General features: G+C 65.5%; 20 protein-coding genes. 14 read left to right on the top strand and 6 right to left on the bottom strand.

The features are described 5' to 3' along the window. Positions 1–7: 7 nt before the first annotated feature. Entirely contained in the window at positions 8–1075 is a 1068-nt protein-coding gene (locus tag AC0Z35_RS21375; protein WP_485132663.1) for an MBL fold metallo-hydrolase, read from the bottom strand. Between the two features lie 73 nt (positions 1076–1148). On the opposite strand from AC0Z35_RS21375, the gene AC0Z35_RS21380 reads away from it, so the two are divergent. From AC0Z35_RS21380 to AC0Z35_RS21390, 3 genes are all read left to right on the top strand, one after another. Beyond that, positions 1149–1529, top strand: a complete 381-nt coding sequence (locus AC0Z35_RS21380; protein ID WP_046803951.1) for a MerR family transcriptional regulator — start codon at positions 1149–1151, stop codon at positions 1527–1529. A 10-nt stretch (positions 1530–1539) separates the two neighbouring features. Further along, the gene (locus tag AC0Z35_RS21385) at positions 1540–1872 is read left to right on the top strand and encodes a YnfA family protein (RefSeq protein WP_185975325.1); all 333 of its coding nucleotides are present in this window, start codon (positions 1540–1542) and stop codon (positions 1870–1872) included. Between the two features lie 261 nt (positions 1873–2133). Beyond that, positions 2134–3207, top strand: a complete 1074-nt coding sequence (locus tag AC0Z35_RS21390) for a hypothetical protein (RefSeq protein ID WP_143215231.1) — start codon at positions 2134–2136, stop codon at positions 3205–3207. On the opposite strand, the gene AC0Z35_RS21395 is transcribed toward AC0Z35_RS21390, so the two are convergent. Both AC0Z35_RS21395 and AC0Z35_RS21400 read right to left on the bottom strand, forming a co-directional pair. Beyond that, positions 3194–4165 carry a Bug family tripartite tricarboxylate transporter substrate binding protein gene (locus tag AC0Z35_RS21395; RefSeq protein WP_046803952.1) on the bottom strand — a complete coding sequence of 324 codons (972 nt, stop codon included), beginning with the start codon at positions 4163–4165 and terminating at the stop codon, positions 3194–3196. The two genes, AC0Z35_RS21390 and AC0Z35_RS21395, sit on opposite strands and share 14 nt — an antisense overlap. Positions 4166–4224: 59 nt before the next feature. After that, entirely contained in the window at positions 4225–5403 is a 1179-nt protein-coding gene (locus AC0Z35_RS21400; protein ID WP_319306304.1) for a M20 aminoacylase family protein, read from the bottom strand. 247 nt (positions 5404–5650) lie between these two features. On the opposite strand from AC0Z35_RS21400, the gene AC0Z35_RS21405 reads away from it, so the two are divergent. The 8 genes from AC0Z35_RS21405 to AC0Z35_RS21440 all read left to right on the top strand — a co-directional run bounded on the left by AC0Z35_RS21405 (position 5651) and on the right by AC0Z35_RS21440 (position 16504). After that, the gene (locus tag AC0Z35_RS21405) at positions 5651–6829 is read left to right on the top strand and encodes an isovaleryl-CoA dehydrogenase (protein WP_046803954.1); all 1179 of its coding nucleotides are present in this window, start codon (positions 5651–5653) and stop codon (positions 6827–6829) included. Positions 6830–6851: 22 nt separating this feature from the next. Continuing rightward, positions 6852–8771, top strand: a complete 1920-nt coding sequence (gene aceK, locus AC0Z35_RS21410; protein WP_485132664.1) for a bifunctional isocitrate dehydrogenase kinase/phosphatase — start codon at positions 6852–6854, stop codon at positions 8769–8771. Between the two features lie 2 nt (positions 8772–8773). Further along, positions 8774–9955: an acetyl-CoA C-acetyltransferase gene (locus AC0Z35_RS21415; protein ID WP_046803956.1), complete on the top strand. Its 1182-nt coding sequence runs from the start codon at positions 8774–8776 to the stop codon at positions 9953–9955. 255 nt (positions 9956–10210) lie between these two features. Next, complete coding sequence (locus tag AC0Z35_RS21420) at positions 10211–11818, top strand: carboxyl transferase domain-containing protein (protein ID WP_319306308.1); 1608 nt, start codon at positions 10211–10213, stop codon at positions 11816–11818. Positions 11819–11889: 71 nt separating this feature from the next. Then, positions 11890–13917, top strand: coding sequence for an acetyl/propionyl/methylcrotonyl-CoA carboxylase subunit alpha (locus AC0Z35_RS21425; protein ID WP_046804047.1), 2028 nt, complete (start codon positions 11890–11892; stop codon positions 13915–13917). A gap of 233 nt (positions 13918–14150) precedes the next feature. Further along, complete coding sequence (locus tag AC0Z35_RS21430) at positions 14151–15386, top strand: MFS transporter (RefSeq protein WP_104144667.1); 1236 nt, start codon at positions 14151–14153, stop codon at positions 15384–15386. A gap of 62 nt (positions 15387–15448) precedes the next feature. Beyond that, complete coding sequence (locus AC0Z35_RS21435; RefSeq protein WP_046803959.1) at positions 15449–15823, top strand: glutaredoxin family protein; 375 nt, start codon at positions 15449–15451, stop codon at positions 15821–15823. Positions 15824–15952: 129 nt separating this feature from the next. Then, on the top strand, positions 15953–16504 hold the full coding sequence (locus AC0Z35_RS21440; protein WP_485132665.1) for a type 1 glutamine amidotransferase domain-containing protein: 552 nt from the start codon (positions 15953–15955) through the stop codon (positions 16502–16504). Positions 16505–16611: 107 nt separating this feature from the next. Here AC0Z35_RS21440 and AC0Z35_RS21445 read toward each other — a convergent pair whose 3' ends face one another. Together AC0Z35_RS21445 and AC0Z35_RS21450 are read right to left on the bottom strand one after the other, a co-directional pair. Continuing rightward, positions 16612–17250, bottom strand: a complete 639-nt coding sequence (locus tag AC0Z35_RS21445; RefSeq protein WP_046803961.1) for an ABC transporter ATP-binding protein — start codon at positions 17248–17250, stop codon at positions 16612–16614. A 75-nt stretch (positions 17251–17325) separates the two neighbouring features. Continuing rightward, positions 17326–17793 carry an Lrp/AsnC family transcriptional regulator gene (locus tag AC0Z35_RS21450; RefSeq protein ID WP_046803962.1) on the bottom strand — a complete coding sequence of 156 codons (468 nt, stop codon included), beginning with the start codon at positions 17791–17793 and terminating at the stop codon, positions 17326–17328. A 133-nt stretch (positions 17794–17926) separates the two neighbouring features. Here AC0Z35_RS21450 and AC0Z35_RS21455 point away from each other — a divergent pair, with 133 nt between their 5' ends. Then, on the top strand, positions 17927–18547 hold the full coding sequence (locus AC0Z35_RS21455; protein ID WP_485132666.1) for a LysE family translocator: 621 nt from the start codon (positions 17927–17929) through the stop codon (positions 18545–18547). A gap of 105 nt (positions 18548–18652) precedes the next feature. Here the strand turns inward: AC0Z35_RS21455 and AC0Z35_RS21460 are convergent, their stop codons facing one another. Continuing rightward, on the bottom strand, positions 18653–19543 hold the full coding sequence (locus AC0Z35_RS21460) for a LysR family transcriptional regulator (RefSeq protein WP_046803964.1): 891 nt from the start codon (positions 19541–19543) through the stop codon (positions 18653–18655). A gap of 236 nt (positions 19544–19779) precedes the next feature. Here AC0Z35_RS21460 and AC0Z35_RS21465 point away from each other — a divergent pair, with 236 nt between their 5' ends. Both AC0Z35_RS21465 and AC0Z35_RS21470 read left to right on the top strand, forming a co-directional pair. Then, a complete protein-coding gene (locus AC0Z35_RS21465; protein WP_485132720.1) occupies positions 19780–20832 on the top strand; it encodes an alpha/beta hydrolase in 1053 nt (350 codons plus the stop codon). Then, positions 20829–22076, top strand: coding sequence for an MFS transporter (locus AC0Z35_RS21470; protein ID WP_104144663.1), 1248 nt, complete (start codon positions 20829–20831; stop codon positions 22074–22076). The genes AC0Z35_RS21465 and AC0Z35_RS21470 overlap by 4 nt, the downstream gene beginning before the upstream one ends. The last annotated feature ends 129 nt before the right edge of the window (positions 22077–22205 follow it).

Consider the following 22205-nt stretch of genomic DNA (forward strand, 5'->3'; position numbering starts at 1 on the left):
TTGTCGATCACGCGGCCGTGAACCGCACGATGCCGTCGTCGCCGGTGGCACGACGCAGCTTGCCCTCGAAATACAGCGCATGCAGGTGCGCCAGCGCTTCGCCCATGGCGAAGGTCAGCTGATGCAGGTCCAGCTTGCGCTTGAACAGCACCGGCAAGATGTCCGTCGTTGACTGCGGCTGCGCGGCGCATGCCTCAAGCACTTCGGCCAGACGATCGCGGTGGTGTTCGTGCTGCTGCGCAATGCGCTCGTGCAGGCCCTTGAACGGCCGCCCGTGCGAGGGCAGCACCAGCGCGTCGCGGGGCAGGCCGGCGTAGCCGTCCAGCGACCGCAGGTACAGCGGCAAGGGGTTGGCGTCGGGCTCGTAATCGAACACGCTGATGTTGGTGGAAATGCGCGGCAGCACCATGTCGCCCGAGATCAGCACGTTCAGGTCGGCGCTGTATAGCGAGGCGTGTTCCGGCGCGTGGCCGTAACCCACGATCACGCGCCAGTCGTGGTCACCGATGCGCACCTGATCGCCGTGCATGATGCGCGTGTAGCGGGCGGGCACCGCCGGCACCAGGTTGGGATAGTAGTTGGCGCGCTGGCGGATTTGCTCTTGCGCGTCCAGGTCCATCAGGCCATGGCGCGCAAAGTGTTCGACGGCGGACTGGCCGCCCGGGCCGCCGCCCGCTTCGTTGCGGCGCGACGACCACAACGAGGCCACCATGAAGTCCGTCATCGTCATCCACAGCCGCGCGTTCCAGCGTTCGCACAGCCAATGCGCCAGGCCGATGTGGTCGGGGTGCATATGCGTGACCAGGACGCGCAGCACGGGCAGGCCTTCCAGTTCGTTCTTGAAGACGTCTTCCCACAAGGCCTTGACCTCGTCGCGCGAGATGCCACAGTCAACGATGGTCCAGCCGTCCTGGCCGTCGATGCGGTCGCGCAGCAGCCAGAGGTTGATATGATCCAGCGCGAACGGCAGCGGCATCCGGATCCACTTGACGCCTTCCGCCACCACATGGGCCCGGCCGGCTTCGGGCTGGAAGTCCGCCCAGGGGTACTGCAATTTCTGTTCGTTGGGGTTCATTGCCTCTTGCTCCACGCTTGACGTTGACGTCAAGTCATCATAATTTACGTTTACGTAAACTGCCACACGCCGCATGCCCTCGTCAACCTGGACCATCTCTGAGCTCGCCCGCGAGTTCGACGTCACGCCTCGCACGATCCGCTTCTATGAAGACCAGGGTATCGTCAGCCCGGCGCGCGAGGGCCGCAACCGCATCTTTGGCCCGCGCGACCGCACGCGCCTGAAACTGGCGCTACGCGGCAAACGCCTGGGCTTGCAGCTGTCTGAAATCCTGACGCTGATCGACATGTACGACGGCCCCGGCGATACCGAAGTGCAATTGCGCCAGTACCTCAGCGTGCTGGAGCAGCACCGCGACACGCTGGAACAACAGCGCCGCGACATCGAAGACACCTTGCAGGAAATTGCGCAGCAGGAACGCGAATGCCGCGCGCTGCTGGCGCAAAAACCCTGAGGGCGCGCACGTGGCGGCCCTGCAAACCCTTGCGCTGTTCGTCCTGACGGCGCTGGCCGAAATCATCGGCTGCTACCTTCCATACCTGTGGTTGCGCAAGGGCCATTCCATCTGGCTGCTTGCCCCGGCCGCGGCCAGCCTGGCGCTTTTCGCGTGGCTGCTGACTTTGCATCCCGCCGCCTCCGGCCGCGTCTACGCCGCTTACGGCGGCGTGTACATCGGCATGGCGTTGATGTGGTTGTGGGCGGTTGACGGCGTGCGGCCCAGCGCAAGCGACTGGCTGGGCGTTGGCCTGTGCCTGGCCGGCATGCTTGTGATCATGTTCGGACCCCGCCCGACCTGACGCGGCCCGACCTACGCGGCCCGACCTGCACAGCCCGACCTCCCCCGTCGGCGCCTCAGAAAGTTCCGATCAAAAATAAGACTTATCCAATATCTTTGCGTCCGACAGGAAGGCAAGATCGGCAATCGCCATCCCCGCTGCATCGCGGCCGTGATTGCCCGAAGCCCTTGCGCGCCTTCCTTCGGCTTTGCTTCTGTCTTGCCGGGTTCTTGCGGCGGCGCACGGTGGTCAATGGCGGTGTCTCTGGCAACAGGATTCCTCATGCACACGAAGCCCCAACACCCCATCCTCGACCGCCAACCGCAATTGCGCATCGCCGCCGACGCGGCCGGCTTTGAATGCCTGGATACGCATTGGCGGGGCTTGTCGGCGATGTACCGTTTCCAATGCACCGCAGGGCACCAATTCCAGCGCACGCTGCAAACTTTCGGCCGCGCGCTGCAAGTCAAATGCCCGTTATGCGCGGCCGAGGCCAACTTCACACGCCTGGGCGAACTGGCGCAGAAGAACGGGGTCACCTGCCTGGAGCCGCACTGGCTGGGCTGGGATGTACCGCATCGCTTTCAATGCGACGCCGGCCACGCCTGGAACCGCAAGGGCAACAAGGCGCTGCAACGTATCGGTTGCGCCGTGTGTGGCCGTGACGCGGGCTACCGGCGCCGGCGCGACGACCTGCTGGTGCGTATCCAGAAGACCGCCATCGCGCGCGGCGGGCAGTGCCTGGATACCGCCAGCCCGCGTGGGCAAAAGAGCTTTCAGTTCCGCTGCGGCGCGGGGCACGAATGGGAAGCGGCGGGTGCGGATGTGCTGCGTCGAACCTGGTGCCCGGAATGCGCGCGCCTGCGCAAGGTCGAAGGCTATCGGCATCCCGACGGCCTGGCCCGCCTGCAACGCAAGGCCAAAGAGCGCGGCGGCCTGTGCCTGTCGGACGCGTATCGCGGGCTGGGCGTACGGTATCGATTCCGCTGCGCCGACGGCCACGAATGGCTGACCACCGGCGGCAAGATCTTGCTGGGCAGTTGGTGCGGCGTTTGCGCCAACTTGAACAAGCGGCTGGGCATCGAGGCCGCGCATCAGGCGGCCCGCGATCGCGGTGGCGAATGCCTGACGTCCGTGTACTTGAACACCACCCGAAAAATGCACTGGCTGTGTCATCGCGGTCACGATTGGCATGCGCCGTTCGCGTCGATTCGCGCGGGCCATTGGTGCGCGCAGTGCGCCCACATGGCCCGCATCACCAATGCCAAATCGCTGGCCGCCATGCGTTATCGGGTCATGGGGCTGCCGGTGGATGACCGCGGGCTGCCCCACAAGCCCAGGCTTAATCGGCCTTGATATTGCCTTCTTTGATCAGGCGGGCGTTGTTGGTGAATTCCGCCTGCACCTGCTTGGCAAACGCCTCGCCGGTCGCGGTGCCCGGTTGCAGATACGACTTGGCCAGCAGGTCCTGGAAATCAGCGCTGGCCACCGCGCGCGTCAGCGCCGCCAGCAGCGGCTGGGACACGGTGGGCGGCAAGTTGGCGGGCGCAAACACGCCGAAGTTCGAGTAGTACTGCGCCTGCGGCAACTTCAGTTCGGCCATCGTCGGCACATCGGGCCATGCGGCCAGGCGTTGCGGCGCCATCACCGCCAGCGGCTTTAACGCGCCGTTAGCCACGTGCGGCAGCACCACGTCGCTATTGACCACCAGCAATTCCACCACGCCGCCCAGCCCGTCGGTCAGCGCCTGACTGTTGCCCCGATAGGGCACGTGCAGCATCTGCGTGCCGGTCTGCCTGGTGACGGCGGCCATGCCGATATGCGCCACGGTGCCCTGGCCCGGCGTGCCGTAACGCACGCCTTCCGGATGCGACTTGGCGTAGTCGATCAAGCCCGCAAAGTCCTTGACCGGCAGGGCCTTGGTGGCAACGATGGCCACCGGCGCGACGGCCACGCTGGCCACCGGCGTCAGGTCCTTCATCGGGTCGTAGTTGGTCTTGGCCAGATGCGGGAAGATCGTCAGCGGGCTGGTCGACGCCAGCAGCAGCGTCGTGCCGTCCGGCTGCGAACGCGCAACGAAGTCAGTGCCCACCGAAGCGCCCGCGCCCGGCTTGTTTTCAACGATGACGGTAACGTTGGCTTCCTTGCGCAGCACATCGCCCAAACGGCGGCCGATGGCGTCCGCGCTACCGCCCGCCGTGTACGGCACCACCAGCGTGATGGGTTTGGCGGGCCAGCCTTGGGCCATGGCGCCGCTTGCCACGATTGCCAGAGCCGCCCCCGCGGCCTTGATCAGCAAAGTCTTCTTTTTCATATTGTCCTGGTGATGTTGCGTAGCACTGCGTGAGGTAAAGCGTCGGGCGAACAGGCCCGTCAGGCCGTCAGATAGCGTTGCGCCAGGCGAACCCAGTACGACGCGCCCGCCGGAATCAAGGAATCATTGAAGTCATAGCTGGCGTTGTGCAACATGCACGGACCCAGCCCGTGGCCGGCCATGCGGTGTTCGCCGTCGCCGTTGCCCAGGAAGACATAGCAACCCGGCTTTTCCTGCAACAGGAACGCGAAGTCTTCCGATGCCATGGCGGGTTCGATCGTCAGCGCGCGTTCGTCGCCGACCACATCGCGCATGACCTGCATGCAGAATTCCGTTTCGGCCACGGTGTTGACCAGCGCCGGGTAGCGGCGTTCGAAGAACACGTCGGCTTCGCAGCCATGCGCGGCGGCGATGTTGCCGGCTATTTCGTTCATGCGGCGTTCGATCAGGTCGACGACCTCGGTGCGATACGCCCGCACCGAGCCGCCCAGCCACGCCGTGTTCGGAATGACGTTGATGACGCTGCCGCCTGCCTGCACCTGCGTGATCGACAGCACCGCCGCGTCCAGCGGACGCTTGCTGCGGGTCAGGATGGTTTGCAGCGCCTGGCCGATGGCGAACAGCGCGGGCACCGGGTCGTTGCAATCCTGCGGCGCGGCGGCGTGGCCGCCCTTGCCCTTGACAGTGACCTTGAAGCCATTGGCCGCCGCCATCATCGGGCCGGCGCATACGCCGAACGCACCGGCCGGCAGGCCCGGCCAGTTGTGCATGCCAAATACGGCTTCACAGGGAAAGCGTGTAAACAGGCCGTCCTGAATCATGGCGCGGCCGCCGGCGCCGCCTTCCTCGGCAGGCTGGAAACACAGGTAGACGGTGCCATCAAAGCCGCCGGCCGTCTGCAAGTGCCGCGCCGCCGCCAGCAGCATGGCGGTGTGGCCATCATGGCCGCAACCGTGCATCTTGCCGTCATGGCGCGAGCGGTGTTCAAACTGGTTTTCTTCCTGCATGGGCAGGGCGTCCATGTCGGCGCGCAGCATGATGGCCCGGTCCGACGTGCCCCGCTTGATCACGCCCACCACACCGGTCTTGGCGATGCCCGTATGCGTCTCGATGCCCCAGCCGCGCAGCGTGTCCGCCACCACTTTGGCGGTTCGGTGCTCTTCGTAGCACAGCTCCGGGTGCATATGGATATCGCGCCGCAGCGCCACAATTTCGTCCAGATTGGATAGTTCAAGCACGGCAGACTCCGCTTCGGTCAGGCAAATTCGGGGGACAGGCAGGCATAGTAAACAGCGTTCTTCCCCATGAAAGCGGCAAATTCCTAGGGATAACCCGACTCCAATTTACGTTTACGTAAACGTAATATTTGCGGTGCATCATTGCGCGGCGACACCGGATCGGCGCATGATGAGCCACACGATGGCGGCACGGCGCAGGCCACAGGCGCCCATAAGAATGTAAGCACCCACTATCACGGAGACATCGATGAACCTTCCCGGCCTGAACTTCGACCTGGGCGAAGACCTGGACATGCTGCGCGACGCCGTGCGCAATTTTGCGCAGGCCGAGATCGCTCCGCGCGCTGCCGAGGTGGATCGCAGCGACCAGTTCCCGATGGACCTCTGGCGCAAATTCGGTGAGCTTGGCGTGCTGGGCATGACGGCCGACGAAGAATACGGCGGCGCCAACATGGGCTACCTGGCCCATATGGTGGTGATGGAAGAAATCTCGCGCGCCAGCGCCTCGGTCGGCCTGTCATACGGCGCGCACTCGAACCTGTGCGTGAACCAGATCAACCGCAACGGCACGGCCGCACAAAAGGCCAAGTACCTGCCCAAGCTGATCTCCGGCGAACACGTGGGCGCCTTGGCCATGAGCGAACCGGGCGCCGGCTCGGACGTGGTCAGCATGAAACTGCGCGCCGACAAGAAGGGCGACCGCTACGTGCTGAACGGCACCAAGATGTGGATCACCAACGGCCCCGACGCCGACACACTGGTGGTCTACGCCAAGACCGACCCCGAGGCCCACCAGCGCGGCATCACCGCCTTCCTGGTCGAAAAAGGCTTCAAGGGCTTTTCGGTGGCGCAAAAGCTGGACAAGCTGGGCATGCGCGGCAGCCACACGGGTGAACTCGTGTTCCAGGACTGCGAAATCCCCGAAGAAAACGTGCTGGGCCAGGTCAACGGCGGCGTCAAGGTGCTGATGAGCGGGCTGGACTACGAACGCGCCGTCTTGTCCGGCGGCCCGCTAGGCATCATGCAGGCCGTGATGGACGTGGTGGTGCCCTACATCCATGACCGCAAGCAGTTTGGCCAGGCCATCGGCGAATTCCAGCTGATCCAAGGCAAGGTCGCCGACCTGTACACCACGCTGCAAGCCAGCCGCGCCTTCTGCTACCAGGTCGGCAAGAACCTGGACAAACTGGGCGCCGAACACGTGCGCCAGGTGCGCAAGGACTGCGCCGCATTGATCCTGTACACGGCCGAGAAAGCCACGTGGATGGCGGGCGAAGGCGTGCAGATCCTGGGCGGCAACGGCTATATCAACGAATACCCGGTGGGGCGCCTGTGGCGCGACGCCAAGCTGTATGAAATTGGCGCGGGCACCAGCGAAATCCGCCGCATGCTGATCGGCCGCGAACTGTTCAACGAAACCGCCTGACACGCCGGCCGAGCGCCCCACCATGATCCGCATGTCCGATGTCCAGCATATCGAGCAGGCCCCCGCCCCGGGGCCCTCGGCACTGGACGTGGCGCGGATCATCCTGGCCGGGTTTGACCGCCACTACGCGCTGTTTCGCTACAGCGCGCAGCGGGCCAAGGCGCTGTTCGAATCGGGCGACTGGCACGGCATTCAGCACCTGTCGCGCGAACGCATCGAGTACTACGACATGCGTGTGCGCGAATGCGCCACGCAGCTGGAAGCGGTGCTGCGCGGCCGCCCGGAAGGCGCGCTGGACGACCTCCCGGGCCACAACGGCAACGCCAACGGCAGCGGCGTGGCCGTACCCGCCCTGACCGGCGCCCAGACCGCCTACTGGCAACAGATCAAGCAGGAATTCGTGGGCCTGCTGGGCGAGCACAAGCAGCCGGAATGCGCCGAGACCTTCTTCAATTCCGTCTCGTGCCGCCTGTTGCACCGCGACTATTTTCACAACGATTTCCTGTTCGTTCGGCCCGCCGTTGCCACCGACTATCTGGACAGCAGCACGCCGTCGTACCGGGTGTATTACCCGGCAACCGACGGCCTGGAAAAAAGCCTGATCCGCATGGTGGCCGACTTCGGCCTGGCGCTGCCTTTCGAAGACCTGCCGCGCGATACGCGCATGCTGGCGCGCGCCGCCGTCGCGCAATTGCGCACGCTGCTGCCGCGCCACGTGGGCCGGCGCATCGCCAGCGATTGCCAGATCCATGCGCTGGGCTCGCTGTTCTTTCGCAACAAGGGCGCCTACATTGTCGGCCGCCTGATCAACCAGACTACCGTCTACCCCTTTGCCGTGGCGCTGACGCGCAACCCGGCGGGCCAGGTCACGCTGGACGCGCTGCTGCTGGGCGCCGACGACCTGAGCACGCTGTTCAGCTTCACACGCGCCTATTTCCTGGTCGACATGGAAACGCCCGCCGCCGTGGTGAATTTCCTGGCCAGCCTGTTGCCGCGCAAGCCCAAGGCCGAGCTCTACACCATGATCGGCCTGCAAAAGCAGGGCAAAACGCTGTTCTACCGCGACTTCCTGCATCACCTGGCCCATTCGCGCGACGCCTTCGACATTGCGCCCGGCATCAAGGGCATGGTGATGTGCGTGTTCACGCTGCCGTCCTACCCCTATGTGTTCAAGCTCATCAAGGACCGCATCGACAAAGACGGCATGGACCACGCCACCGTGCGGCGCAAGTACCAGATGGTCAAGCTGCATGACCGCGTGGGCCGCATGGCCGATACCTGGGAGTATTCGCAGGTGGCGTTGCCGCGCAGCCGCTTCGCGCCCGCCTTGCTGGACGAACTGCGCCGCCTGGTGCCCAGCCTGATCGAAGAAACGGCCGACACGGTGGTCATCCGCCACGTCTACATCGAACGGCGGATGACGCCGCTCAATATCTATCTGCGCCAGGCCTCCGACGCCTTGCTGGACCCCGCCGTGCGTGAATACGGCGACGCCATCCGCCAGTTGGCCGCCGCCAATATCTTCCCCGGCGACATGCTTTACAAGAACTTCGGCGTGACGCGCCTGGGCCGCGTCGTCTTTTATGACTACGACGAAATCCAGCGCATGACCGAGATGAATTTCCGGCGCATTCCGCCGGCTCCCAACGAAGAAGCGGAAATGGCGTCGGAACCCTGGTACGCCATCGGACCGAACGACGTATTTCCCGAAGAATTCGGCCGCTTCCTGCTGGGCGACGCGCGTGTGCGCGGCGCCTTCATGCGTCACCATGCCGACCTGCTGGAACCGGACTGGTGGCAAGCCTGCCGCGCCCAAGTGGCGCAGGGCCGTATTGAAGAATTTTTCCCTTACGATACGGACAGACGCCTGCGTCCGGCACGCCTTTCTGGCGACCGCGTAGCGCCGACACCCAGACGCTGTCCCGACCCCCACAGGAGTTAGTCATGTCAGATCCCATCGTTATCGTTTCCATCGCCCGCACCCCCATGGGCGGCATGCTGGGCAGCCTGTCCGGCCTGGCCGCGCATGAGCTGGGTTCGGTGGCCATCAAGGCCGCCATCGAACGCGCCGGCATCAAGCCGGACCAGGTCGACGAAGTCATCATGGGCAACGTGCTGCAAGCCGGCCAGGGCCAGGCGCCCGCGCGCCAGGCGGCGCTGGGTGCCGGCCTGCCGCTGGGCGTGGCATGCACCACGATCCACAAGGTGTGCGGTTCAGGCCTGAAGGCAGCCATGTTCGGCCACGACCTGCTGGCTGCCGGCAGCGCCCAGGTGGTGGTGGCGGGTGGCCAGGAAAGCATGAGCAACGCGCCGTACTTGCTGCTCAAGGCACGCCAGGGCTACCGCTTCGGCCACAACACCGTGTATGACCACATGGCGCTGGACGGCCTGGAAGATGCCTACGACAAGGGCAAGGCCATGGGCGTGTTCGCCGAAGACTGCGCCGCGAAGTACGAATTCACGCGTGAACAGCAGGATGCTTTCTCGCTGGAATCGCTGCGCCGCGCCCGCGCCGCCACCGAAGACGGCAGCTTCAAGTGGGAAATCGCGCCCGTTACCGTTGCCGGCCGCAAGGGCGACACGGTGATCGACACCGACGAAGCCCCCACCAAGGCCATGCCGGAAAAGATCCCCACGCTCAAGCCCGCCTTCAAGAAAGACGGCACCATCACCGCCGCCAACTCGTCGTCGATTTCCGACGGCGCCGCCGCGATGGTGCTGATGCGCGCGTCTACCGCCGAAAAACTCGGCGTCAAGCCGCTGGCCCGCATCGTCGGCCACAGCCAGCATTCGCAAGAGCCGGGCTGGTTCACCACCGCGCCGGTCGGCGCGCTGAAAAACCTGTTCGCCAAGACCGGCTGGAAGGCCGAGGACGTGGACCTGTACGAAATCAACGAAGCCTTCGCGGTGGTCACCATGGCCGCCATGAACGACTTCAAGCTGCCGCACGACAAGGTCAACGTGCATGGCGGCGCCACCGCCCTGGGCCACCCCATCGGGGCATCGGGCGCGCGCCTGATGGCCACGCTGGTCGGCGCATTGCGCAAGACCGGCGGCAAGCGCGGCGTTGCCACGCTGTGCATCGGCGGCGGTGAAGCCGTGGCGATGGCTATCGAAATGGTCTAAGTACGTGGCCTAAGTCATGGCCTAAATCACGGCCTGAACCATGGCCAGGGAGACGGAATCATCTCCGTCTCCCGATTGGCTTTTCGCCGCGCCTTTCTTGTATGTCTTCCGGACGCGACCACGAGTCGCGGGTCATGCCGGGAAAGGCGCAACGAAAACCCATTCGACAAGAATGCCCGGCCCACCGGGAAGCAGAGACAAACCGCTCGACCAGAGCGCCTTCAAATTCCAATCACGCAGGACGGGTGGAACCCCATGCCCATCATCGAATCCCGCATCAATCCGCGGTCGCAGGACTACACCGATAACGCGCGCGCCATGCAGGCGCAGCTGGATGATCTGAATCAGAAACTGGCGCAGACCGCGCTGGGCGGCAGTGAAGCCGCGCGCGCCAAGCACGTGGCGCGCGGCAAGCTGCTGCCACGCGACCGCGTCGAAAACCTGATCGATCCGGGCACGCCGTTCCTGGAACTGTCGCCCATGGCGGCGCACGGCATGTACGACGGCGACGCGCCCGGCGCGGGCGTCATCACCGGCATCGGGCGTGTGTCGGGCACCGAATGCGTCATCGTCTGCAACGACGCCACCGTCAAGGGCGGCACGTACTACCCGATGACCGTCAAGAAGCACCTGCGTGCACAGGAAATCGCGGCGCAAAACCATCTCCCCTGCGTCTACCTGGTGGATTCGGGCGGCGCCAACCTGCCGCAGCAAGACGAAGTGTTCCCCGACCGCGAACACTTCGGCCGCATCTTCTACAACCAGGCGCAGATGTCCGCGCAGGGCATTTCGCAGATCGCCGTGGTGATGGGCTCGTGCACCGCCGGCGGCGCCTACGTGCCCGCCATGAGCGATGAATCCATCATCGTGAAGAACCAGGGCACCATCTTCCTGGGCGGCCCGCCGCTGGTAAAGGCGGCCACGGGCGAAGAAGTCAGCGCCGAGGACCTGGGCGGCGGCGACGTGCACACGCGCCTGTCCGGCGTGGTGGACCACCTGGCCGCCAACGACATGCACGCGCTGCAACTGGCGCGCAACGCCGTCGCGCGGCTCAATCGCAAGAAGCCCGCGCAACTGGCCACCGTCGCGCCGCGCGAACCGCGCTACGACCCCAGCGAACTGAACGGCATCATTCCCGCCGACACGCGCAAGCCCTATGACGTGCGCGAAGTCATCGCGCGCATCGTGGACGGCTCGGAGTTCGATGAATTCAAGGCGCGCTTCGGCCCCACGCTGGTGACCGGCTTTGCGCATATCCAGGGCATGCCCGTGGGCATCGTCGCCAACAACGGCATCCTGTTTTCAGAGTCGGCGCAAAAGGGCGCGCACTTTATCGAACTGTGCGCGCAGCGCAAGATTCCGCTGGTGTTCCTGCAGAACATCACCGGCTTCATGGTTGGCCGCAAATACGAAAACGAAGGCATCGCGCGCCACGGTGCCAAGATGGTGACGGCGGTGGCCACCGCCGCCGTGCCCAAGTTCACCGTGCTGATCGGCGGCTCGTTCGGCGCCGGCAACTACGGCATGTGCGGTCGCGCCTATTCACCGCGCATGCTGTTCATGTGGCCCAACGCCCGCATCTCCGTCATGGGCGGCGAGCAGGCCGCCAGCGTGCTGGCCACCGTCAAGCGCGACGGCATCGAAGCGCGCGGCGGCCAGTGGTCGGCCGACGAAGAAGCCGCGTTCAAGGCGCCCATCCGCGAACAGTACGAACACGAAGGCCATCCGTACTACGCCACCGCGCGGCTGTGGGACGACGGCATCATCGCGCCCGCCGACACGCGCCGCGTGCTGGGGCTGGCGCTGTCGGCCGCGCTGAACGCGCCCATCGAAGACACGCGGTTCGGCGTCTTCCGCATGTAGGGCATCGGCCCCATCGCGCCCCTTACCGCAGCGCTTGCAGTTCAAGAAGAATTACAGCCAGGATGACATTCATGTTCGACACTTTGCTGATTGCCAATCGCGGCGAGATCGCCTGCCGCGTCGCCGCCACTGCCCGCCGCATGGGCATCCGCACCGTCGCCGTCTATTCGGATGCGGACGCCAACGCGCGCCACGTGGCCGCTTGCGATCAAGCCGTGTACATCGGCGGATCGGAACCGCGCGCCAGCTATCTGCGCGCCGACGCCATCCTGCAAGCCGCGCGCGACACCGGCGCGGGCGCCATCCACCCGGGTTATGGCTTCTTGTCGGAAAACGAAGCGTTCGCGCAAGCCGCTCAACAGGCCGGCATCGCGTTCGTGGGCCCGCCGGCATCCGCCATTGCCGCCATGGGCAGCAAGTCGGCCGCCAAATCGCTGATGGAAAAAGCCGGCGTGCCGCTGGTGCCCGGCTATCACGGCGACAACCAGGACCCGCAATTCCTGAAGACGCAGGCGGACGGCATCGGCTACCCCGTGCTGATCAAGGCCAGCGCGGGCGGCGGCGGCAAGGGCATGCGCGTCGTGGAATCGTCCGGTGCATTCCTGGACGCGCTGGCCTCTTGCCAACGCGAAGCGGCATCCAGCTTTGGCGATGACCGCGTGCTGATCGAACGCTATCTGCAAAAGCCGCGCCACATTGAAATCCAGGTGTTCGCGGACACGCAGGGCAATTGCGTCTACCTGTTTGAACGCGATTGCTCGGTGCAGCGCCGCCACCAGAAAGTCATTGAAGAAGCCCCCGCCCCCGGCATGACCGAAGAGCGCCGCCGCGCCATGGGCGAAGCCGCCGTGGCCGCCGCGCGCGCCGTGGGCTATGTGGGCGCGGGCACGGTGGAATTCATTGCCGAGCCCGACGGCCGCTTTTACTTCATGGAAATGAACACGCGGCTGCAAGTCGAACACCCGGTCACGGAAATGATCACCGGCCACGACCTGGTGGAATGGCAGCTGCGCGTGGCCGCCGGCCAGCCGCTGCCGGCGCGCCAGGAAGACCTGCGCATCAACGGCCATGCCATCGAGGCCCGCATCTACGCCGAGAACCCTGAAAAGGGCTTCCTGCCGTCGATCGGGACCCTGGCCTACCTGGGCCTGCCGCCGCACACCGCGTTCGCCAACGCCGACATCCGCGTCGATGGTGGCGTGCGCACGGGCGACACGATCACGCCGTTCTATGACCCCATGATCGCCAAGCTGATCGTGCATGGCGCCGACCGCGACCAGGCCCGCCAGCGCATGTTGCAGGCGTTGGCGCAAACGCAGGCCGTGGGCGTGCAGACCAACGTGGCCTTCCTGTCGCGGCTGATGAAAGACACCGCGTTTGCAGCGGCCGACCTGGACACCGGCCTGATCGAACGCCAGCGCGCCACGCTGCTGCCCGAACCGCAGCCCGCCGACGCCGCCACGCTGGCGCTGGCATCGGCCGCCGTGCTGGTGCGCCAGGGCCTGGCCCAGCCGAACGCAACGTCTGCCGGCAAAGGCCCCGCCGACCCTTGGGACGCACGCGACGGCTGGCGCTTGGGCGGCCAGTATCAGCGCCACCTGCAATGGGTGGACAACGGCGAGACGCGCCGCGTCACCGTTGCGCGCCAAGGCGGCGCGTGGACGCTGGACACCGGCGCGGGTCCGCAGCCGTTCCTGTGGCGCGCGCATGCCAGCGCGAATCCCAACCTGGCCTATGGCCTGCGCATTACGCTGGCCGGCCATGAAAACGCCGGCACCGTCGTGCTGCACGCCGACCGCGCCCACGTCTTTGGCGACAACGGCGCACACGTGCTGGAACTGTACGACCCGCTGGCGCACGCGCAGGACACGCAGGGCGAGCATGCCGGCGGCCTGACCGCGCCGATGCCGGGCAAGATCATCTCGATCTCGGTCAAGGCGGGCGACACGGTCGAAAAGGGCCAACCGCTTCTGGTGATGGAAGCCATGAAAATGGAGCACACCATTTCCGCGCCGGGCGACGGGAAGGTCGAAGAGGTGTTCTACGGCGTGGGCGATCAGGTCACCGAAGGCGCCGAGCTGGTGTCGATCGGGGCGTAAGCGAGAATCGCCGCACACAGTCGCGGAGGGGTGGCGCGGAGGGGTGGCACGGTTTGGTGGCACGAGTGGTGGCACGGGTTGGCGGCGCCCTCGGCGGCATGTCCCACGCGGCGCGCTCTGCCGCCTTGACCGCTGCGCATTGCCCCGCCGGCTGTCGCTTTAGTTTCGCGTCAGCCGGCTGTCACTAGAATGTGCCTTCCGGCGCCGTCCGCGCGCCTGCCGCGCACGCTCTCATGCCCGCCCCCGATTCCCCCAGTCCGCTTACCCGCCCACCTTTCCTGCACTTCCTGTTCGCCCGCGTCAGCGCGTCACTGGCCTTCCAGATCGTCTCGGTAGCGGTCGGCTGGCAGATCTACGCGCTGTCCGGCAGCGCCATGGACCTGGGCTTGATCGGCCTGGCCCAGTTCCTGCCCATGGCCGCGCTGACGCTGGTGGTGGGCCACGTGGCCGACCGCTACGACCGCCGCAAGATCGTCGCCGTGTGCATGGCGATGGAAACGCTGGCGACGCTGGTGCTGGCCATTGCCGCGCTGCATGGCGTGGGCGGCAAGACGCTGATCTACGCCACCATCATCATCATGAGTTCGGCGCGCGCGTTCGAAGCGCCCACCTTGTCCACGCTCATCCCCGCCGTGGTGCCGCGCGCATGGCTGCCGCGCGCCACGGCACTGTCATCATCGGGCGGGCAGATCGCCCAGATCGCCGGACCCGCGCTGGGCGGCATCGGCTACAGCCTGGGCGCCGGCTGGATCTATTGCGTGGCAGCCGCGTTGTACCTGACGGCATTCGCGTCCATTGCCACCCTGGTCATCGAACGCGCGCCGCCGCGCAAGGAACCCACAACCTGGCGCACGCTGTTCGCGGGCATCACCTTCATCTTCCAACGCCGGCTGCTGCTGGGCACCTTGTCGCTGGATCTATTCGCGGTGCTGCTGGGCGGCGCCACGGCCTTGCTGCCGCTGTTCGCCAAAGACATCCTTAATGCCGGGCCATGGGCCTTGGGCGCCTTGCGTGCGGCGCCCGCGTGCGGCGCGGCCTTGATGTCGTTGACGCTGGCGCGCTTAAGCCTGGGCGACAACGTCGGGCGGCTGCTGTTCGGTTCGCTGATCGTGTTCGGGTTGGCGACGACCGTATTTGGTTTGTCCACGTCAATTCCGTTGTCCGTGGCGGCCCTGGTCGTGCTGGGCGCGGCCGACGCGGTCAGTGTCGTGGTGCGGTCCTCGCTGGTGCAGCTGAACACGCCCGACCACATGCTGGGCCGTGTCAGCGCGGTGAACACCTTGTTTATCGGCGCGTCGAACCAGCTGGGCGAATTTGAATCCGGTTTGACGGCCGCGCTGTTCGGCGCGGTGCCGGCCGTGGTGCTGGGTGGCATGGGCACGATTGCGGTCGCCGGGCTGTGGATGCGGTGGTTTCCGGAATTGCGAAGGCTGAAGACGCTGCACGGCCACGAGTCGGCGCAGACCTGAGGGCGGGGCGCGGCGAAAGAGTAGACTGACCGCCTCTTTCCTTTGTTTTGAGTCCATTCTCCATGCTAGTCAAAGCCCTGCGTGTCGGCCTGGGTCAACTGATCGTCATTGGCGACGCGCTGACTCGTCCGCGCCCGCAACAGCGATCGGCCCAAGGCCAGGCCAGCGTCAACGCGGAAGCCGCCGCGCTGTCGCTTTACCAATTCAAGGCCTGCCCGTTCTGCGTGAAAACGCGTCGGGCCATGCACCGCCTGAACGTGCCGGTAACGCTGCACGACGCCAAGAACGACCCCCAGGCGCGTGAACAGCTGCTGGCTGGCGGCGGCAAGATCAAGGTGCCTTGCCTGCGTATCGACGAGGCCGCCGGCACGCGCTGGATGTATGAATCCAGCGAGATCATTGCGTATCTGGACCAGCGTTTCGCCAACGTGGCCTGAGCGATCCGCGCCAGATATTCCCTAGCCCGCGCGCGCTGTCGGCATGGCACTTGCTGCGCCAACGACTCGGCGGGCGCGGCCCCGGCCCGCCGCGTGTCGCTCGCACGGGGCCCCGCACAGGGAGCAATCATGGCAACTCTTAACGACATGACCATCGCGATTCTGGCCGTGGATGGTTTCGAACAGGTAGAACTGACCGGTCCGCGCGACCGTCTGCAAGCGGAAGGCGCCCGCACCGTGTTGATATCGGCGCGCGGCGAGCCGATTCAAGGCATGCATCACGACAAACCCGGCGACCGCTTTCCCGTGGACCTGACGTTCACGCAGGCCGAAGCGGAACCGTCGGTATTCGATGGGCTGCTGTTGCCCGGCGGCGTAATGAACGGGGACGAAATCCGCATGCATCCCAAGGCGCAGGACTTTGTTCGTGCCATGTTGGACGCGGGCAAGCCCGTTGCCGTTATCTGCCACGGGCCGTGGCTGCTGGTGTCCGCGAACGTCGTGCGCGGCCGCACCATGACCAGCTGGCCGTCGCTACAGGACGACCTGCGCAACGCCGGCGCCAACTGGGTGGATCAGGAAGTGGTGGTGGACGGCACGCTGGTATCCAGCCGCAAACCCGACGACATCCCCGCATTCAGCAAGGCGTTCATCGAGGTCTTGCAGGCGTCCAGGCGCTGATGTGTTTCAGGCGCGCGCGGGGGCTATCGGCTATCGGCTATCGGCTAACGGCTAACGGCTGGCGACTAGCGGCTGGCGGTGAACAGTCGACGGTCAACAGCCAGCGGCTAGCGGCTAGCTGGCCCCGCTGCCTGGCGCAGATCGGCCACGTTAAGCATGCGCGCGTTGCAGGCTTGCACCAGTTCGGGGTCGTGGCTGGCAAACAGCACGACGCGGTCCCGCGCCCAGGTCTTGAACACGTCGGCCAGCACGGCGCGCGCCTGCGCGTCCAGCCCGTTGCTGGCACCGTCGGCAACCACGACGGCCGGCTCGCCCAGCGCGGCGGCCGTCAGGTACACCTTGCGGCGCGTGCCCGTGGACATCTGCTCAAAGCGCTTGTCCAGATGCGGTTCCAAGCCCAGGCGCGATGCCAGATCCAGCACGCTGTCATCCAGGCCGACGTTTTTTTGCGCCGCCGCTTTCAACAGGAAGTCGCGCCCGGTCTGCGTGGGAAATTCCAGGCAGTTGTCCGGCACATAAGCCACGCGCGACCGGGCTAGCCGCGGTGCTTGCTCAAGGGAATGCCCGTCTATCCAGACGTCTCCGCCGTCAGGCGGGATCACGCCCGCGATGATGCCCAGCAAGCTGGATTTTCCGGTGCTGTCTTCTTCGCACAGCGCCATGCAGCCGGGCTCGAACGTATGAGTCAGGCCTTGGAATACAAGGTAGTCGCCGTAGCGCTTGCTGAGGTTGTCGATGCGTAGCATGGCGGGAAGTTTGCCAGAGGAACGGGCGTTCGACCAGAAGCCCGTGCCGCGCGCGCAGGCGGCAGCGGCCGGGCGCTAGGTTCGCTTGCCAACGCCGGGCGGCACCACGCCCCGGCGCTCAATCGGCGTGGAGAAAACGATGGATGTTCGGGTTTCGCCATAGCCGTTGATCGTGCCGATAAAGCGTTCCAGATCCGCCAGGCCAGTGGCCACCACCGTCATCATGTAGGAATCCGCGCCGGCGACGTGATGGCACTCCAGCACTTCGGGCGCCTGGCGCAAGCGATCCAGAAGCGCCTTCTTGCCCGGCTGCGTCGCCGTGATGCCAACGATGGCCTTTACCGGGTATCCCGCTTTTGCGGCGTCCACCTCAACCGAAAAACGCTGCGCGATGCCCGCGTCCTGCAAGCGCTTAAGTCTTTCCGCCGTGGCCGCCACCGACAAACCGGCCGCTTGGGCCAAGGTCTTCAACGGCGCGCGCGCATCCTCTTGCAGCGCGCGCAACAGACGCCAAGCGATGTCATCCAGATCATTTTTATCCATTCTTGCGCAGCCCCGTTTTCACAAGAAAAAACGACAGGGAAATCGCTTTTCAGAAGAAGAATGTACTGTATCGAAGCCTGGGGTGGACTCGATAATTTGGGTTCCTCAATGCAGACGGTTGAACCAAAACAGCATGCTCGATATCCAGCACTACGGCAGTTTCATCGTTGCCATCCTGATATTCCAGGCGGTGCCCGGCGCGGGCACGATCGCCATTCTTGACGCCACCGCGCGCAACGGCAAGCGCGCGGGCATGGCCGCCGTGATGGGCACGCTGGCGGGCGACTTGCTGTTCATGGTGGCGGCCGTGGCGGGCCTGGCCGCCATCATGCAGGCGCACCCGCTGATCTTCCGAGCGCTGCAATGGTCCGGCGTGGCGTACTTGCTGTGGCTGGGCGTGCAGCTATTGCGCAAACAGGGCGCGATGGATGGCGGGGCGCCTGCCAGGCGCGTGTCGGCGCGGGCCGCCTTTCGCCGCGCGTTCCTGGTCAGTCTGACCAACCCCAAGGTCATGCTGTTCTTTGTGGCGTTCTTTCCCTTGTTCCTGAAGCCGCAAGCCAGCCCTGCAACGCTGTTGGCGATGATGCTGCACGTAACGGTGCTAAGCCTGCTTTACCAAACCGCCTTGGTGTCGATCGGCCACCGGGTGGCGCGGCGCTGCTCGGCATTGCCGGGCGCCCGGACCGTGGCGAGGCGGCTGGCCGGGTTGGCGTTGATCGGCTTGAGCATCAAGCTGGCGGCGGACGTGCGCTGATCCGAGCGCGCCAAGCGCGTGGGTCCGATAACGCAACGTCGATAGCGCAACGTCGATAAAGCAACATCGATAGCGCAACGTCGATAACGCAGCGCCGATCACACATCACCCGCGTCGCAGCGCCTTCAACACGATGGAAAACGCCGGCGAGGGCTGGCGGCGGCTGGGATAGTAAAGGTGATAGCCGGTGAACGTCGGGCACCAGTCTTCCAGTACGCGCACCAGTGCGCCGGCTTCGATGTGCGGCATCAGTTCATCTTCGGGCAGCAGGGCCAAGCCCAGCCCCGCCAGCGCCGCGTCCACCTGCGGCGGTGCGGTGTTGAAGATCAGCTGCCCATCCACGCGCACATTCACCTGCCGGCCACGGCGTTCAAAGTCCCACACATACAAGCCGCCAGACGTCGGCATGCGCTGATTGATGCATTGATGCGCGGTCAGGTCGTCGGGCGTCAACGGTATGGGATGCCGGGAAAAGTAGTCGGGCGAGCCCACCACCGCCATGCGCAGCACCGGCCCGATCGGCACGGCGATCATGTCTTTGTCGATGGTGTTACCCAGGCGCACGCCTGCATCGAAGCGGTCGGCGACGATATCGCGCAGCCCATAGCTGACGTCGAACTCGACATTGATTTCGGGGTAGTCGCGCAGTACCGGCGCCAACCGGGGCAACAGCACGGACCGCAAGATGTGATCGCCGCAGGTGATGCGCACCGTGCCGGCGGGCTTGTCGCGCAGTTCGGTCAGCGCATCCAGCTCCGCTTCGATTTCGTCAAAGCGGTGGCCAATGGCCTGCATCAGCCGCTCGCCGGCGGGCGTGGGCGACACGCTGCGCGTGGTGCGCGTCAGCAGCCGGATTTGCAGCCGTTCTTCCAGGCCGCGCACCGCCTGGCTTAACGCCGATTGCGTCACGCCCAGCGTGCCCGCCGCGCGCGTGAAGCTGCGTTCCCGCGCCACGGTAACAAAGGCCAGCAGATCGTTCAGGTTGCGTTTCGCCATGCGCGCGGCTCGTTTTATTTATTAGCTGGACTAATAGGGCAATTAAGGATTCATTACCTAGTCTAGCTTATCGCTCATCTTCAAAATGGAGACCATCCCGTCAATTCCCGTCAACTCCCGTGAAGGAAGCCGCCATGCAAGCGTCCAGCCCCCTTGAAACCGCCGCTGTCGACCCGGCCCATCAACCCGATGCCAACCGCCGCACCTTGTTAAAGGCCGCCGGCATCGGCACCGGCATGGCAGCGCTGGGCGCGTTGTCGTCCACGGGCACCGCCGCATTGGCCGCTGCCGCGCAACCGGCAGGCGCAACGCCCGAAGGCGCCGATAACTTCTACACCAGCGACCGCGTCACGGTCCAGAAGGTGACGTTCAAGAACCAATACCAGATGGAGGTGGCTGGCAACCTGTTCACCCCCAAGGATCTGGACCGCCGCAAAAAAACGCCCGCGATTGTGGTCGGCCACCCCATGGGCGCCGTCAAGGAACAAAGCGCAAACCTGTATGCCACCAAGATGGCCGAGCAGGGCTTCGTCGCGCTGTCTTTGGACCTGTCGTTCTGGGGCGCAAGCGCCGGCCAGCCGCGCAACGCCGTATCGCCGGACATCTACGCCGAAGACTTCAGCGCGGCCGTGGACTTCCTGCGGGCGCAGCCCATGGTTGATCGGGACAATGTCGGCGCCATCGGCGTTTGCGGAAGCGGCAGCTTCGTCATCAGCGCGGCCAAGATCGACCCGCGCATCAAAGCCATTGCCACGGTCAGCATGTACGACATGGGCGCCGCCAACCGCCACGCGTTGAACCGCACGCTGACGCCTGCGCAACGCCAGGCCATCATTGCCGACGCCGCGCAACAGCGCGATGTGGAATTCGCCGGTGGCGAACGAAAGTACACCAGCGGCAGCGTGCATCAGCTGACTGCCGATTCGACGCCTGTGGACCGCGAGTTCTACGACTTCTACCGCACGCCGCGCGGGCAATTCACGCCCGCCGGCTCCTCACCCGCATTGACGACGCACCCCACGCTGACCAGCAACGTCAAGTTCATGAACTTCTATCCGTTCAACGACATTGAAACGATTTCGCCCCGCCCGCTGCTGTTGATCACCGGCGACCAGGCGCATTCGCGCGAGTTCAGCGAAGACGCCTATCGCCGGGCGGCCGAGCCCAAGACCCTGCACATCGTTCCCGGTGCCGGCCATGTCGACCTCTACGACCGCGTCACGTTGATTCCGTGGGCGACGTTGAACGCATTCTTCGACAAGCATCTGGGGCGCGTGGAGGCGTCATGACCACATCCACGCAGCAGGCCACGGCGGGCGGTACGCCGGATCACGACGCACCCGGGGTTGTGCACGTCAGCCCCGATGCGCCGGCCCATTGGGGCGGCGTCTTCGCAATGACGTTGTGCGTCTTTGCGCTGATCGCCTCGGAATTCATGCCGGTCAGCCTGCTGACCCTGATCGCCACGGACCTCCAGGTCAGCGAAGGGCTGGCGGGGCAGGGCATTGCCATTTCGGGCGCGTTCGCGGTACTGACCAGCCTGTCCATCGGCAGACTGGCCGGCAGCATGAATCGCAAGACGCTGTTGCTGGGGTTGACGGCGCTGATGGCCGTCTCTGGCGCCACCGTGGCGTTGGCGCCGAATTACCCGGTGTACATGGTGGGCCGCGCGCTGATCGGCGTGGTCATCGGCGGTTTCTGGTCGATGTCGGCGGCGACCGCCATGCGGCTGGTACCGCCGCGCCAGGTGCCCCGCGCCTTGGCCGTCTTCAATGGCGGCAATGCGCTGGCCACCGTCGTGGCGCCGCCGCTGGGCAGCTACCTGGCGGCGGCGATAGGGTGGCGCGGCGCCTTCCTGTGCCTGGTGCCGGTGGCGGCACTGGCGCTGGCGTGGCAATGGGTCAGCCTGCCCGCCATGCAAGCCGAGCCGCCTACGCGAGCGTCGGGCAACGCAGTCACGCTGCTCAAGCGCCCCTTCGTTGCGCTGGCCATGGCCGCTTGCGGTGCGTTCTTCATGGGGCAATTCGCGCTGTTCACCTACTTGCGGCCTTTCCTGGAAACCGTCACGCACGTGGGCGTGTCGGCGTTGTCGCTGGTCTTGCTGGCCATTGGCGTGGCGGGCGTCGTGGGCACCGGCCTGATTGGCACGGTCCTCAAAAAAGGCCTGTATCCGCCCCTGATCGTCATCCCCGTGTTGATGGCGGCCATCGCCCTGGCGCTGATCCCGTTCGGCGCCTCGCTGACCGTGGTCGCGATGCTGTTGGGCTTGTGGGGGCTGCTGGCCACTGCCGCGCCCGTCGGCTGGTGGAGTTGGGTGGCACAAGCCATGCCCCGATCCGCCGAAGCCGCGGGCGGCTTGATGGTGGCGGTGATCCAGCTGTCCATCGCGCTGGGGTCGACGATAGGGGGGCTGCTGTTCGACCACAGCGGGTATCGAAGCACCTTTGCAGTCAGCGCCGTGGTGCTGCTGGTGGCGGCGATGCTGGCCACCCTGACGTCACGGTCGCACGCGCGCGCGGCGGCAGGCGCGTAGGGGCCGGGCGGTGGCAGGTAATGGGCATGCCGGCGGGGTCACGGCTCGCCCGCGTCAAAGTCACTAGAATGCCATCATCACGTTCCAGTCTCGTACTCGGCCCGCGTTCAAAAAGTTGCGCCTGGCCGT

The organism is Achromobacter sp. 1L-A-4-B-C2 (assembly GCF_057291955.1).